The 13,888-nt window shown below is 68.0% G+C and carries 11 protein-coding genes; 5 read left to right on the plus strand and 6 right to left on the minus strand.

Annotated features, from left to right (window positions below; all coding sequences use genetic code 11):
- The first annotated feature begins 105 nt into the window (after positions 1–105).
- On the plus strand, positions 106–2,430 hold the full coding sequence (locus BLV94_RS20775; protein WP_072942980.1) for an ATP-binding protein: 2,325 nt from the start codon (positions 106–108) through the stop codon (positions 2,428–2,430).
- On the opposite strand, the gene BLV94_RS20780 is transcribed toward BLV94_RS20775, so the two are convergent.
- From BLV94_RS20780 to BLV94_RS20795, 4 genes are read right to left on the minus strand one after another with little or no spacing between them, the layout of a single operon-like run.
- Positions 2,431–4,563, minus strand: a complete 2,133-nt coding sequence (locus tag BLV94_RS20780; RefSeq protein ID WP_072942979.1) for a S9 family peptidase — start codon at positions 4,561–4,563, stop codon at positions 2,431–2,433. It lies immediately after the preceding gene.
- Between the two features lie 3 nt (positions 4,564–4,566).
- Positions 4,567–5,451 carry a phosphoribosylaminoimidazolesuccinocarboxamide synthase gene (locus BLV94_RS20785; protein ID WP_072942978.1) on the minus strand — a complete coding sequence of 295 codons (885 nt, stop codon included), beginning with the start codon at positions 5,449–5,451 and terminating at the stop codon, positions 4,567–4,569.
- An 11-nt stretch (positions 5,452–5,462) separates the two neighbouring features.
- Positions 5,463–5,771, minus strand: a complete 309-nt coding sequence (locus tag BLV94_RS20790) for a hypothetical protein (protein WP_072942977.1) — start codon at positions 5,769–5,771, stop codon at positions 5,463–5,465.
- An 11-nt stretch (positions 5,772–5,782) separates the two neighbouring features.
- The gene (locus tag BLV94_RS20795) at positions 5,783–6,436 is read right to left on the minus strand and encodes a DJ-1/PfpI family protein (RefSeq protein WP_072942975.1); all 654 of its coding nucleotides are present in this window, start codon (positions 6,434–6,436) and stop codon (positions 5,783–5,785) included.
- 208 nt (positions 6,437–6,644) lie between these two features.
- On the opposite strand from BLV94_RS20795, the gene BLV94_RS20800 reads away from it, so the two are divergent.
- The 3 genes from BLV94_RS20800 (at position 6,645) to BLV94_RS20810 (ending at position 10,191) form a co-directional block, all read left to right on the plus strand.
- The gene (locus tag BLV94_RS20800) at positions 6,645–7,601 is read left to right on the plus strand and encodes a GlxA family transcriptional regulator (RefSeq protein ID WP_072942973.1); all 957 of its coding nucleotides are present in this window, start codon (positions 6,645–6,647) and stop codon (positions 7,599–7,601) included.
- Between the two features lie 95 nt (positions 7,602–7,696).
- Positions 7,697–9,145: an MDR family MFS transporter gene (locus BLV94_RS20805; protein ID WP_072942971.1), complete on the plus strand. Its 1,449-nt coding sequence runs from the start codon at positions 7,697–7,699 to the stop codon at positions 9,143–9,145.
- Between the two features lie 356 nt (positions 9,146–9,501).
- Positions 9,502–10,191 (plus strand): D-2-hydroxyacid dehydrogenase, encoded by a 690-nt coding sequence (locus tag BLV94_RS20810; protein ID WP_244163638.1) that lies wholly within the window; start codon positions 9,502–9,504, stop codon positions 10,189–10,191.
- Positions 10,192–10,215: 24 nt separating this feature from the next.
- Here the strand turns inward: BLV94_RS20810 and BLV94_RS20815 are convergent, their stop codons facing one another.
- Both BLV94_RS20815 and BLV94_RS20820 read right to left on the minus strand, forming a co-directional pair.
- Positions 10,216–11,559, minus strand: coding sequence for a diacylglycerol/lipid kinase family protein (locus BLV94_RS20815; protein ID WP_072943159.1), 1,344 nt, complete (start codon positions 11,557–11,559; stop codon positions 10,216–10,218).
- A 33-nt stretch (positions 11,560–11,592) separates the two neighbouring features.
- Positions 11,593–12,528: a LysR family transcriptional regulator gene (locus tag BLV94_RS20820; RefSeq protein ID WP_072942969.1), complete on the minus strand. Its 936-nt coding sequence runs from the start codon at positions 12,526–12,528 to the stop codon at positions 11,593–11,595.
- Between the two features lie 191 nt (positions 12,529–12,719).
- On the opposite strand from BLV94_RS20820, the gene BLV94_RS20825 reads away from it, so the two are divergent.
- Positions 12,720–13,814 (plus strand): tartrate dehydrogenase, encoded by a 1,095-nt coding sequence (locus tag BLV94_RS20825; protein WP_072942967.1) that lies wholly within the window; start codon positions 12,720–12,722, stop codon positions 13,812–13,814.
- Positions 13,815–13,888: the final 74 nt, after the last annotated feature.

Genomic DNA, 13,888 nt, shown 5'->3' on the forward strand with positions numbered 1-13,888 from the left:
AGTGCCTGGTGAGCGGCGAAACTACTCGCACAGTCTCGACTCGGCACATCCCGGTGAGCGAGTACGGTTACTCGAAGATCCCGTGAGAGGAAAGCGACAGTTGTCATGTCCGCCGCACAACGCAAGTTGGGAAACGTGCCGTGTGAGCTGACCAGCTTCGTCGGTCGGCGCCGTGAAGCGGCGGAGACGAAACGGTTGCTGTCCGTGTCGAGACTGTTGACGCTGACCGGTATCGGCGGTGTAGGTAAGACTCGACTCGCGCTCCGGGTCGCCGACGACGCTCGCCGCGCGTTCGCCAACGGAGTGTGGCTTGTGGGGTTCGGTGAACTGCAGGCTCCGGAACTGGTCGAAGAAGCCGTTGCGAGCGCGCTCGGCGTGCGGGAACAGTCGGCATCGGGAACTTCGTCGATCCTGCAGAGGCATCTTCACGATCAGCAGTTACTGCTGGTGCTGGACAACTGCGAGCACCTGGTGGATGCGGTCGCGGCGCTGGCCGAGTCACTCCTGAAGACGTGCCCGAAGCTCCGGATCCTCGCGACCAGCCGCGAGCCACTCGGCATCGATGGCGAGGCCACCCTCCGGGTCCCGCCGCTGCCGTTTCCGGATTCGAGTCGACCGTCCCCTCCCGCGGGGCTCGCCCGTTACGACTCCGTTGCCCTCTTCGCTGAACGCGCCTCCAGGGCCTTACCCGGCTTCGCCATCACCGACGACAACGGCTCGACGATTGCCAGAATCTGTGAGCGTCTGGACGGACTGCCGCTGCCGATCGAGTTGGCGACAGCTCGGCTGCGGGCGATGACTGCGCAACAGATCCTCGACCGGCTCACCGACCGGTACACGTTGCTCACCTCGAGCACCCGAGGCGCTCCCTCTCGCCAGCAAACGCTACGTCTGTGCGTCGATTGGAGTTATGACCTGTGCACCCCGGACGAACGGGCACTGTGGGGTCGGCTGGCGGTCTTCGCCGGTGGGTTCGAGCTGGATTCGGCTGAAGGAATCTGCGCGGGCGATCTCGCCCCGGACGACGTGCTCGACGTGGTCGCGTCGCTGGTCGACAAATCGATCCTGATACGGGAAGAGGCCGGTGATGTCGTCCGCTTTCGATTACTCGACACACTTCGCGACTACGGCCTGGAAAGACTGCGCGAATCAGGTGAATACGACAGCGTGAGACGAAAGCACCGCGACTGGTTCGAGCGTCTGGCGTCGGACGCTCGATCCGGATGGATCGGCCCGAGACAGCTGGAGTGGGTTGCCCGGCTGAATCGTGAACAACCGAATCTTCGTGAGGCACTCGAATTCTCCGTGCGGCAGCCCACCGAGAACGAGTCCGCCCTTCGTATCGCCAACGCCCTGTATCTGTTCTGGCGCTCGTTCGGTCTGCTGAACGAAGGTAGGCACTGGTTCGATCGTGCGCTGACTCCGGCGCCTACGGCAGACACCGCCGAGAGGATCACCGCCTTGCACGCCGCCGGTATGCTGGCCGGGGCTCAGGGGGATCTCGAGGTTGCTCGTGCGTTCGTGGAGGAGGGACGAGTCCTCGCCGACCGGTCCGGGGACACGTCGATGCGGGCGCTCGTCACGTCTGCCGAGGGATTCATATCCCTGTTCCGTGGTGACGACCTCGCGTACGCGCTCGCGTGCTTCGAGAGCGCTCGGGAAGTCTTCCACACGGAAGGCGATTCACTCCAAGAAATTTGGGCACTCCTCGGACTCGGCCTGGCGAGCGCGCACCTCGGAGACGTGACCCGAGCTGTCGATTACCAGCGGAAGATTCAGGAGATCACCGAAGCACACGGCGAGTCGGTGTACCGCGGGTGGTCGCTGTGGACCGCGGCGCTGGCAATGTGGCAACGCGGCGAGCACGAACGGGCCAACGATTTCCTGCAGGACGGATTGCGCCAGACACGTCGGGCGGACGACCGCATCAACTCCGCGTGGTGCATGCAGATCCTGGCCTGGATCGCCGCCGACGATCACTCACCGGAACGCGCCGCGACCCTCATGGGTGCCGCCGAAGCGCTGTGGCAGGGTGTGGGCAGCCCGGCAGAGGTCTTTCCGCAGCTCGCAGGCCACCAGGACGAGCGCGAACGTCGAACCCGCCGTGACCTGGGCGGAAAGGCATTCGACACCGCCTTCCGGCATGGATCGAGCCTCAGCTTCGGGGACGCCGTCGCGTTCGCCTTGAACGAGCGGCCACGACCGATCGCGCAGTCACACAGCGACAATCCTTCCCTGAGCCGACGCGAGCGGCAGGTCGCCGAACTCGTCGCAGAGGGACTCACCAACAAGGCGATCGCGACCACTCTGGTCATCTCGCAACGCACCGCGCAGGGCCACGTCGAGCACATACTCGTCAAGCTCGGGTTCAGCTCTCGCGCCCAGATCGCCGCCTGGGTGGTCGAGCAGGGTCAGAGCGACCAGATCTGATCAGACCTTGCCGATCGTGTCGAGCACCCAGGCGAATTCGAACGCTACTTCCTTCCACTTCTCGTAACGTCCGCTGACGCCGCCGTGCCCGGCGCTCATCTCCGTCTTGAGTAGCAGCGGCGAGTCGCCCGTCTTGGTGGCGCGCAGTTTGGCGACCCACTTCGCCGGTTCGACGTAGAGCACCCTGGTGTCGTTGATGCTGGTGATCGCGAGGATCGCCGGGTAGTCCTTGGCCTCGACGTTCTCGTACGGACTGTACGAGCGCATGTATTCGTAGACCTCGGCATTCTCCAGCGGGTTGCCCCACTCGTCCCATTCGATGACGGTCAGCGGCAGCGAGGGGTCGAGGATCGACGTCAGCGGGTCCACGAAGGGGACGTTGGCGAGGATGCCGGCGAACAGTTCGGGAGCCAGGTTGGCCACCGCACCCATCAGCAGGCCGCCCGCGCTGCCGCCGTCGGCGACCAACTGCGGTGGCGTGGTGCGTCCGGTGTCGATCAAATGCCGTGCGCTCGCGACGAAATCGGTGAAGGTGTTCTTCTTCGTGAGCGTCTTGCCGGTCTCGTACCAGTGCCTGCCCATCTCGCCGCCGCCGCGCACGTGCGCGACCACGAACACCACGCCGCGATCGAGCAGCGACAGCCGGGCGACCGAGAACGCGGGATCCATGCTGGCCTCGTACGAGCCGTACCCATAGAGGAGCGTGGGGGCGGGGTCGTCGGTGCCGTTCGTCTTCCGCCGGACGATCGAGAGCGGGATGCGCGTCCCGTCCTCGGCGACGGCCCAGTCGCGTTGCTGCTCGTAGTTGCCGGCGTCGAAATCGCCGAGCACGGGTTGCGACTTGCGCAGCGCGAGTTCACCCGTCGACAGCACGTAGTCGTAGACCTGACCGGGCGTGATGAACGACGTGAACGCCATCCGCAGTGTCGGCTGCCGCCATTCCGGGTTTGCCCCGAGCCCGACGCTGAAGAGTTCCTCGTCGAATGCGATTTCGGTGAACTCGCCGTAGCCGCCCTCGCCGAGCGGCCAGATGGCCAGCCGGGTCAACGCTTCCCTGCGGTACCCGAGCACCAGGTGATCGGCGAACGCGTCGACCTCCTCCAACCGCACGTCGGAGCGGTGCGGAATGAGGATGGTCAGCGACGTCGGGTCGGACACCGGCGCCTCGGCGAGCACGAAGTTCTCGGCCTTCTCACCGTCGACGACGTCGTTGTGCATGATCAGGAAGCGGTCTTCGCCGGCGACGACGGCGTGTTCGACGCCGTACTCGACGCCCTCGCGCCGCGGCAGCACCACCCGGAACTCGCCCTCCGGATTCTCCGATTCGAGCACCCAGCCTTCGCTGGTGATCTTCGACCCCACCCAGATCACGAGGTACTTCTCGCTCCGGGTGGACCCGACCGACACCCAGAACCGTTCGTCCGGCTCGTGGAACACGGTGACGTCCTGTGCGCGGTCGGTACCGAGCTTGTGCCGCCACACGGTGTCGGGGCGCCAGGAGTCGTCGACAGTGAGATAGAAGACGTGACTGTGGTCGATCGCCCAGGTGACGCCGGGCGCGGTGTCGGGGATCTCGTCGGGCAGCAGTTCCCCGGTCTCGAGGTTCTTGAAGCGCAGCGTGTAGCGCTCGTCGCCGACCACGTCGACCGAGTACGCGAGGAGCGTGCCGTCGTGGCTGAGGGAGAAGGCGCCGACGGAGAAGAAGTCGTGGCCCTCGGCCTCGGCGTTGCCGTCGAGCAGAACCTGCTCACCGGGCAGTTCGACGCCCGGGGCCAGTTCCGGCGGGGTCCAGTCGTCGGCGCCCGCGATCGGGGCCCGGCACTGGACGCCGTACTGCTTGCCCTCGATGGTGCGGGCGTAGTACCACCAGTCGCCCATCCGGGTGGGAACCGACATGTCGGTTTCCTGCGTGCGGGACTTGATCTCCTGGAAGATCTGGTCCCGCAACGGCGCGAGATGCGCGGTCTGCTGCTCGGTGTACGCGTTCTCGGACTCGAGGTACGCGACGACCTCGGCATCTTCCTTGGCCCGCAGCCACTCGTACTCGTCGACGAACGTGTGACCGTGGTGGACGCGTTCGGTGGCGACCTTCTTCGCGACCGGCGGGGTGAGTTTCGCGCCTTCGGAGGTCATGTCTCAGCCCACCCAGTCCGCGAACGACAGACCCGAGATCCGCTCGTACGCCTCGATGTACCGCTCACGGGTCGCCTCCACGATCTCCGCGGGCAGCGGCGGCGGCGGAGTGTCTGATGCCCGGTCCCAGCCCGATTCGGGTCCGGTGAGCCAGTTGCGGACGAACTGCTTGTCGAAGCTCGGCTGCACCTTCCCGGCCTCGTAGCCGTCGGCCGGCCAGTACCGGGACGAGTCGGGGGTGAGGACCTCGTCGGCGAGAATCAGGTTGCCCTTCGGGTCCAGTCCGAATTCGAGTTTGGTGTCGGCGAGGATGATGCCCCGGTCGGCGGCGAAGTTGGACGCCCGGCCGTAGACGTCGAGGGTGTCGTCGCGCAGCTTCACGGCCAGATCCTGGCCCACCTTGTCGACCACGGCCTCGAAGCTGATGTTCTCGTCGTGCTCGCCCAGCTCGGCCTTGCTGGCGGGCGTGAAGATCGGGTCGGGAAGCTGACTCGCCTCCACCAGCCCCTCGGGCAGTGCGACTCCGCACACCGCGCCGGTCTCGTTGTAGTCGATCAGCCCGGATCCGGTGAGGTACCCGCGGGCGACGCACTCGACGGGAACCATCTTCAGCTTCCGGACCACCAGTGCGCGGCCGAGGACCTCTTCGGGGATCCGGCTGTCGTCGGGTTCACCGGCCAGATGGTTGTTGCCGCCGAGGACGCCGAAGAAGAAGACGCTCATCGCAGTGAGCACCCGCCCCTTGTCCGGGATCGGGGTGCTGAGGACGTGGTCGTAGGCGGAGATCCGGTCGCTCGCGACCAACAGGAGGTGCTCGTCGTCGATCGTGTAGAGGTCGCGGACCTTGCCACCGGCCAGATGGGCGTATGAATCGAGTGAGGGGCGCACGGTGATCCAGCCTATCGGTCGGGCACCGACCGCCGGCCGCTGACCTTCGAGCTGGGGAGACGCCCCGCGGTCGACTTCCCCGTCATCTCGTCGTCCTCGACGAGCACGTCGAACTTCAGGTGCAGTCGCAGCGGCTTGGTGATGGACTGCGCCCAGGTGAGCCGGTTCCCGTCGAGGACGGGATCGGTGAGCGGCACTTCTTCGGCGTCGCCGCGGGCGATCCCGCGGAGTTCGCCGTCCTCGGTGAAGAAGGTCAGCTCGACCCGTTGCTTCCCGATGGGGGTGGCGATCACGACGTTCCAGGTGCCTTCGACAGACATGGCTGTGCTCCTCAGATGGTGGTGGGTTCGAGCCCGCGGGGCCGCCAGACGGTGCCGCGGCGTTCGTGGGCGAACATCTGCTCGACGGCGTGCGCGATGCGCGGTCCCAGCTCCCGCTCGAGCAGATACAGGCCGAGGTCGAGCCCGGAGGTGACGCCGGCCGCGGTGACGAGGTCGCCGTCGTCGACGACCCGGGCGTCGACGGCGACCACCCCGGTGGCGTCGAGCAGATCCATCCCCAGATGATGGGTGACGGCGTGGCGGCCCTCGATCAAGCCGGCCATCGCGAGCACCAGCGATCCGCCGCAGACGGTGGCGACGATCAGTTCCGGGTCGGTGCAGGCCTCCCGCAGCACGTCGGGGAGCCGTGTCTCGAGGGTCCGCCCGAGAATTTTCGGGATGGTGTCGTCGCCCTCGTTACGCTCCTCCACGCGCCCCGACGCGCCCGGCACGAGGATCACATCGGCCCGGGACGTGTCGAGCACCTCGGTGGCGCGCAGGCTCAGCGACCCCGTTCCGCTGGGAACGTCGCGTGCACCCTCGACCGACGCCAATGCGACGGTCACCGCGCCTGCGGCGAACAGCCCACCCGCGTGGAGCACCTCGAAGGGAGCGATGACGTCGAGCGGGTCGAAGCCGTCGAACAGCGCGATCTGGACATGCATCGGTGGGACCTTTCATGGCGTGCCCCCTACCGAATGCCGGGGCCGTGATGACGCTAGCCACCCGGCCGATCCCGAAGAACTGGCATTTCTGCCACGATGCAACGGATTTTCGCCAGCCGATATCTCGCGATTACGACGGGCCGGGTCCTGAATTTCCCACGCTTTACATGCGGTTGGCGAGAACTCGTCGACTGCGTAGGTTGTAGCCATGCACACCGTGGCGGTTCTGGCGCTCGACGGGGTGATCGCGTTCGACCTCGCCACCCCGGTCGAGGTGTTCGGCCGCACCCGGTTGCCGGACGGACGCGCCGCCTACCGGGTGAAGGTGTGCGCACCGGACGGGGATGTGGACGCCGGCGCGTTCACGCTCCGCGCACCCTGGGATCTGCGCGCCCTGGACACGGCAGACACGATCATCCTGCCGGGACTGGCCGACCCCACCGCCCCACTTCCGTCCGGCGTGCTCGAGGCGCTGCGCCGGGCCGCCGGCAGCGGCACCCGGATCGCGTCGATCTGCGTGGGAGCGTTCACCCTGGCGGCGACCGGACTGCTCGACGGCCGCCGGGCGACGACGCACTGGGCGGCGGCCGACCTCCTCGCCGCGCGCCACCCCCTCGTCGACGTGGACCCGGCCGTGCTCTACGTCGACAACGGCCAGTTCCTGACGTCGGCCGGTGCGGCGGCGGGCCTCGACCTGTGCCTGCACATGATCCGCTCCGATCACGGATCCGCCGTCGCCGCTGACGCCGCCCGGCTGTCGGTGATGCCGCTGGAACGCGAAGGCGGGCAGGCGCAGTTCATCGTCCACGACCGTCCCCCGTCCGCGGAACTGTCCAGCCTGGACCCGCTGCTCCGGTGGATGCACGAGAACAGCCGCGAAGACCTGACGCTCGACGAACTTGCCCGGCGGGCCGGGATGAGCGCCCGCACCCTGAACCGGAGGTTCCGCGAGCAGACCGGCACCACACCGTTGCAGTGGCTCCACCGCATCCGGATCCATCAGGCGCAGTATCTGCTCGAGACCACCTCGCACTCCGTCGACCGCATCGCCGTGCAGGTGGGGTTCGGTTCGCCGACCGCGTTCCGCGAGCGGTTCAAGCGCGTCGTCGGGACGAGCCCCCACTCGTACCGCGCGGCGTTCCGCGGATCCTCCGCCACCGCGTAGCCGCCCCGCGGGCACGGCCGTGGAACACATCGCCGCCCGGTGTCGTTACCGTTGTTCAGGAACTCTTGTGAGCGCGGTAACGGGAAAGGTGGCTAATGGCGACGGACACGGCCCAGGTGGACGTCGGATTCCGTTCGGAACGCGGACCGATTCTCGTGTCGCTGATGCTCACGACGTCACTGGTCGCGCTCGACGCGACCATCATCTCGACCGCGGTGTTCACCATCGTCGGGGATCTCGGCGGGTTCACGCAGTTCCCGTGGCTGTTCTCGATCTACCTGCTCACCCAGGCCGTGTCGGTGCCGATCTACGGCAAGCTGGCGGACATCTTCGGCCGGAAACCGGTGATGCTCCTCGGCATCGCCCTGTTCGGCGTCGGCTCGGTGCTGTGCGGGATCGCGTGGAGCATGCCCGCGCTCATCGCGTTCCGCGCGGTGCAGGGACTCGGCGCCGGAGCGGTTCAGCCGATGAGCATGACCATCGCCGGAGACATCTACACCCTCGCCGAACGCGCCAAGGCCCAGGGCTACCTGGCCAGCGTGTGGGGCATGTCGGCGGTGGTCGGCCCGACCCTCGGCGGCCTGTTCTCCGAGTACCTGTCGTGGCGGTGGATCTTCTTCGTCAACATTCCCCTGTGCCTGCTCGCGGCCGTGATGCTGATCCGCAACTTCGACGAGAAGCGGGTGCGCACCCAGCGGTCCGTCGACTACGCCGGCGCCGGCATCCTGGCCGTCGGGGCGACGCTGCTCATCCTGGGACTTCTGGAAGGCGGGCAGGCCTGGGCGTGGAGTTCACCGGTCAGCCTCGGAATCTTCGCCGCGGGATTCGTGTTCCTCATCGCGTTCGTCCTCGTGGAACGACGCGCCGCCGAACCGGTCCTGCCGCTGTGGGTGTTCACCCGCAGGGTTCTCGCGGCCAGCAATCTCGTCTCCCTGCTGGTCGGGGCCATCGTCCTCGGCCTGACCACCTACGTCCCCACGTTCACCCAGGGCGTGCTCGGGACGGGCGCACTCGTGGCCGGGTTCGCGCTCGCCACGCTGACCATCGGCTGGCCGATCGCCGCATCGCAGTCCGGTCGGGTGTACTTGCGCTTCGGCTTCCGTGTCACGGCCACCGCGGGCAGCCTGCTGGTCGTCGCGGGCACCGCACTCACCCTGGCCCTGTCCATCGAGTCGGCGGTGTGGCAGGTGGCGATCTGCTGCTTCGTCATCGGCGGCGGCATGGGTCTCGTCGCGAGCCCCACCCTCATCGCCGCGCAGTCGAGCGTCGACTGGTCGGAGCGCGGCGTCGTCACGTCGACCAACATGTTCGCCCGGTCCATCGGCAGCGCCGTGGGGGTCGCCCTGTTCGGCGCCCTCGTCAATGCGCGGCTGGGCGGCGACGACCACCCGGCGCCGGTCGATCTGGCCGGCGCCCTGCACCTGGTGTTCCTGGCCGCTCTCGGCGCGGCCGTCGTGCTCGTCGTCGCCGCGGCGGCGATGCCGAAATCCGCCGCCGCACCGGAGGTCGAGCCGAGCGCAGCGACGTCCAACCGTCAGCACTGAAGGAGACACCGTGCCCGACCCGTGCGTCGACGTGCTCGTCGCGTCGTATCTCGAGCAGGACCTGGTCGACAGGATCGCAGGCAGCGACCCGCGGATCCGGGTGTCGTACGCCCCCGAACTGCTCCCCCGGCCCCGATGGCACAGCGATCACGTCGGGGTGCCGCGCGAACTTACGGCCGGCGAGCACGACCGGTGGACATCGATGCTGCGGACCGCCGACGTCATGTTCGATTTCGACTGGCGCCACCCCGAACGCACGGCTCGAACAGTCGCCGAATCTGCAATGGATCCAGGCGACGTCCGCCGGCGCCGGGCAACTCATCGAGAAATTCGGGCTGTCGCACGCCCCACTGACGGTGACGACCGCCGCGGGCGTCCACGCCGATCCCCTGGCGGAGTTCGCGCTCGCCGGCATTCTGCATTTCGCGCGCGGACTCCCCCGGCTCATCGCCGACCGGCGCGACCGGACGTGGCGCAAACAGGCGACGACAGAACTCGCGGGACGCCACGCGCTGATCGTGGGCGCAGGCAAGATCGGCTCGCGCACAGCGGAACTGCTCCGCTGCTTCGCCGTCACCGCCACCGGCGTCGCCCGCACGCCGCGACCCGCCGGCGGACCCTTCGACGTCATGACCACCACCGACCGGATCGCCGAGCATCTGCCCACCGCAGACATTCTCGTGATCTCCTGTGCCCTCACCGAGCACACGCGCGGCCTGATCGGACAGCTGGAACTCGCCGCCCTCCCCGACGGCGCACTGGTCGTCAACCTCGGCCGGGGGCCGATCATCGACGAAGACGCTCTCGCGGAAGCCCTGTCGGCGCGGCGGCTGGGCGGGGCGGTCCTGGACGTCACGTCCACCGAACCGCTGCGAGAGGACTCGCCGCTGTGGACGGCCGACAACGTCATCCTCAGCCCGCACAGCGCATCCAACGTGCCGTCGGAGAACGGGAAGATCGTCGATCTGTTCGTCGAGAATCTCGGACGCTACCTGTCGGGTGACGCCGCCCTGATCAACGAGTTCGACTTCGACGCGGGTTACTGACGGCCGCCGCCGACCGGTACCGGGTCACGCAGAATTCGAGCCCCCGAATGCCAGTCGGCGGAGCCGGACCCAGTCCACCGGCCGGGTCGGCGGGCGGACACCGGGACGGTTGCGTGGAACCCGTACCCGCAGCGCCCCGGGAGTGACGGTGCACCGTACGGGCGTCGGGATCACGAGGGCTTCGCCGTCGATCCCGGCGGGAATCGAGGGCGCGTCTGCGGTGATGACGACCTCGCGACCGGAATGCTGGATCAGCCCCTCCTGGCGCGCACGACGAAGCAGAGCCACGGCCTGCCGGGTGCTGCTCACCGAGATCGTCACCACGCCGAGGGTGCCGCGGTCGAGTCGCGGGCGGCGTCCGAGACCGGCCAGATCGTAGATCTCGTACGGCCCGTTGCTCACCAGAACGGCCTGGGGTCCCTCGACCTTCCTGTCCCCTAACCGGGCGAGGAGGCGTGCCCCGCGCTGCCCCTCGATCAGATCGGGAAGCATCCGCAGGGTCGTGCCGGTCTTGTCGTCCCGATAGGCGGGGCTCTGTACCACCTCGGCGTAGGCGCCGAACGAGGCATTGTTGACGAAGGTTCGTTCGCCGACCTTGCCGAGGTCGATGCGCAGTTCGATCCCGTCCGTCAGCGCGTCGAGGCAGCGGGACGGATCCTCACGGTCCAATCCGAGATCCAACGCGAAGTGGTTGCGGGTGCCCGCGCTGATCACCAGGAACGGGAGGTCGTGCTCGGCGGCGATGCCGGCGACCAGCGCCTGTGTGCCGTCGCCGCCGGCCACGCCGAGCAGGTCGGCGCCGCGTGCCACCGCGTCCCTGGCCAGTGCTTCGACGTCCACCGTCCCCGGTCCTTCGAGCAGGGCCACCTCGGCGCCGAGTGCCTCGGCTCGTTTCTTCAGATCGAACTTCCCGACCTTCCCGCCACCCGAGTGCGGATTCATCACCAGGAAGGCGCGTTTCGGCGGCACGGCCGGATGCTCGGGCATCACCCAGTCCGAGCGATCCCGGCCGAGGGCGGCGCGGGCGCACACGACGGCGAGCGCGGCGAGCGCCGCGGCGAGCAACACCACCCACAACAGACGGGCGCTGACCAGAAGCCAGAGCACGACGATCGGAGTCAGAATGAGCACGACCAGCGATACCCAGCGGAGCGCGCCGCGGCTCGTGAGGAACCAGAACAGCGCCGCGACCTCCACCACCGCAGCGCCGACGGCCACGATCAGCAGCGTCAGGGTGTGCAATCCGGCGAACACCAGCAGCACGGCAACCGAGGCGAAGATCGCCAGGTAGGCGGCCCGGGCCAGCCAACGTCGGCGCCCGCTCGCAGGATCCGCAGATTCTGCCGAGTCCCTCTCGTGGAGTGCCATCGCCACCACCTCGCCATTTCCGGGCGTCCCCTTTCAGTATCCATCACGTGTGCGCTCCGTCGCGGGCACTTCCCACGCAGAGGGTGTTCGCGCCGCGTACTGTCGCGCCTCGTCCATGAGCGTCCGCGCGGGTGGCGTGAGGTGGCTCTGCCGGCAGACGGCGGCGACGTGGAGGTAGGACTCGGGGACGATGCGGTGCACGGTGGCGCCCGCCTGCCGGGCCGACGGCGCCCAGGACGACGGCATGACGGCCTGGCCGAATCCGCTGAGCACCATCGGCAGGATCGACGTGCGGTGCGCGACCTCGGCGACGATGGTGGCCGCGACGCCGCTGGCGAGCACCTCGTCGACGAGGGTCCGCATCAACGACCCCCGCTGCGACACGATCAACCGGAATCCGGACAGTTCCGATCTCCGAATCTCCGGGCGCTCCGGCGTTTCGGCGCCCGGCCCGGAGATGAGGATCAGCGGCTGGCTTTCCAGCGCGACGACGTCGAGTTCGGGGGCACGCACCGCGGCGGGGGAACCGAGGATCCCGACCTCGCAGACGCCGGTGCGCACGGCGTGCAGAACCTCCTCGGGTGTGAACGCCGCCTCGGCGTTGACGGTGACCGACGGATAGGTGCGGCTGAAACTGGTGAGGATCGTGGTGAGGGGTTCGATCCCGGGTGACGGCATCGTGATCAGGTCGACGCGGCCGGCGCGCAGCCCCTTCAGCGCATCGACGGACGCCTTCGCGTCCTCGAGGTCGCGCAGCACCACACGGGCCGGGCCGACGAGTGTTTCGCCGGCGTCGCTGAGTACCAGCCTGCGTCCGACGCGGTGGAAGAGCGGCACCCCCAGCTCCCGTTCGAGCGCGGATATCGACTGCGAGAGCGACGGCTGCGCGATCAGCAGTGTTTCCGCCGCGCGGTTGATGCCACCCTGATCGACCACCGCCAGGAAGTACCGCAACTGCCGCGCGTCCACCGGCTCACCTCGTTTCCGTTCACCTCGCGCCGAACCGCTGTCCGGGCCACTCACTCTACCTGCGGAAACAGCCGCCGATTAGGTGAAACCTATAAGCCGGATCGAGTCTTGGTCATGGACGCTGCGCGAGTGTGACGGGTTAATGAATGCATCACACACTGTGACGAGCACAACACGATGGAGGCAACGACATGGCACCGCAGACGTTCAAGATTGCATCGATCCCCGCCGACGGCGTCGGCAAGGAGGTCGTCGCTGCCGGACGGCGCGTGCTCGACGTCCTCGCAGAACAGTCCGGTGGGCGTTTCGCCTTCGAGTGGGAAGAGTTCCCCTGGGGCTGCGGGTACTACGAGCAGACCGGGAAGATGATGGCCGACGACGGCCTCGACACCCTGAAGGCCTTCGACGCCATCTACTTCGGTGCGGTCGGCTGGGAGAACGTCCCCGATCACATCAGCCTCTGGGGGCTGCGGCTCAACATCACCCAGAACTTCGACCAGTGGGCGAACGTGCGACCGGTGAAGTTCCTCCCCGGCGTGCAGTCCCCGCTCCGCAAGGCGGACGACACCGAACTCGACTGGGTCGTCGTCCGGGAGAACAGCGAAGGCGAATACGCCGGCCTCGGCGGACGTAACCTCAGCGGCCGCGGACCGGGCAACGAGGTCGCCCTGCAGACCGCGCTGTTCACCGAGAAGGGATGCGAGCGCATCATGCGCTTCGCGTTCGACCTGGCCCGCACCCGCACGGTGAAGAAGGTCTCCAGCGTCACCAAGTCCAACGCCCAGCAGTACGGCATGGTCCTGTGGGACGACGTCTTCAAGCGCGTTTCCCTCGACTACCCGGACGTCGCGACCGAAAGCGTCCTCGTCGACGCGATGAGCGCGAAGTTCATCCTGCACCCGGAGGACCTGTCCGTGGTGGTGGCGTCGAACCTCAACGCCGACATCCTCTCCGACCTCGGCTCCGCGCTCGCGGGAAGCCTCGGGGTTGCGGCGAGCGCGAACCTCAACCCGGAGCGCCGCTTCCCCAGCATGTTCGAACCCGTCCACGGTTCCGCCCCCGACATCGCGGGCCAGGGCATCAGCAACCCGATCGGCGCGATCGCCAGCGCCGCCCTGATGCTCGACCACTTCGGCCTGCACGACGAGGCCCGCCGCGTCGAAGCCGCCATCGAGGCCGCCACCGCGAGCGGCGCACTGACCCGCGACATCGGCGGCTCGTCGGACACCGCGGCCGTCACCGAAGCGATCGTGCACGCCCTGCAGACCGCACTGACCCCTGCCTGACCGACCCACACACCGCCGGCCCGACTCGGCATGATCTGCCGGGTCGGGTCGTCACTGCTCGAACGGTCGGTAAC

This window comes from Rhodococcus koreensis (assembly GCF_900105905.1).
Classification (GTDB): Bacteria; Actinomycetota; Actinomycetes; order Mycobacteriales; family Mycobacteriaceae; genus Rhodococcus_F; species Rhodococcus_F koreensis.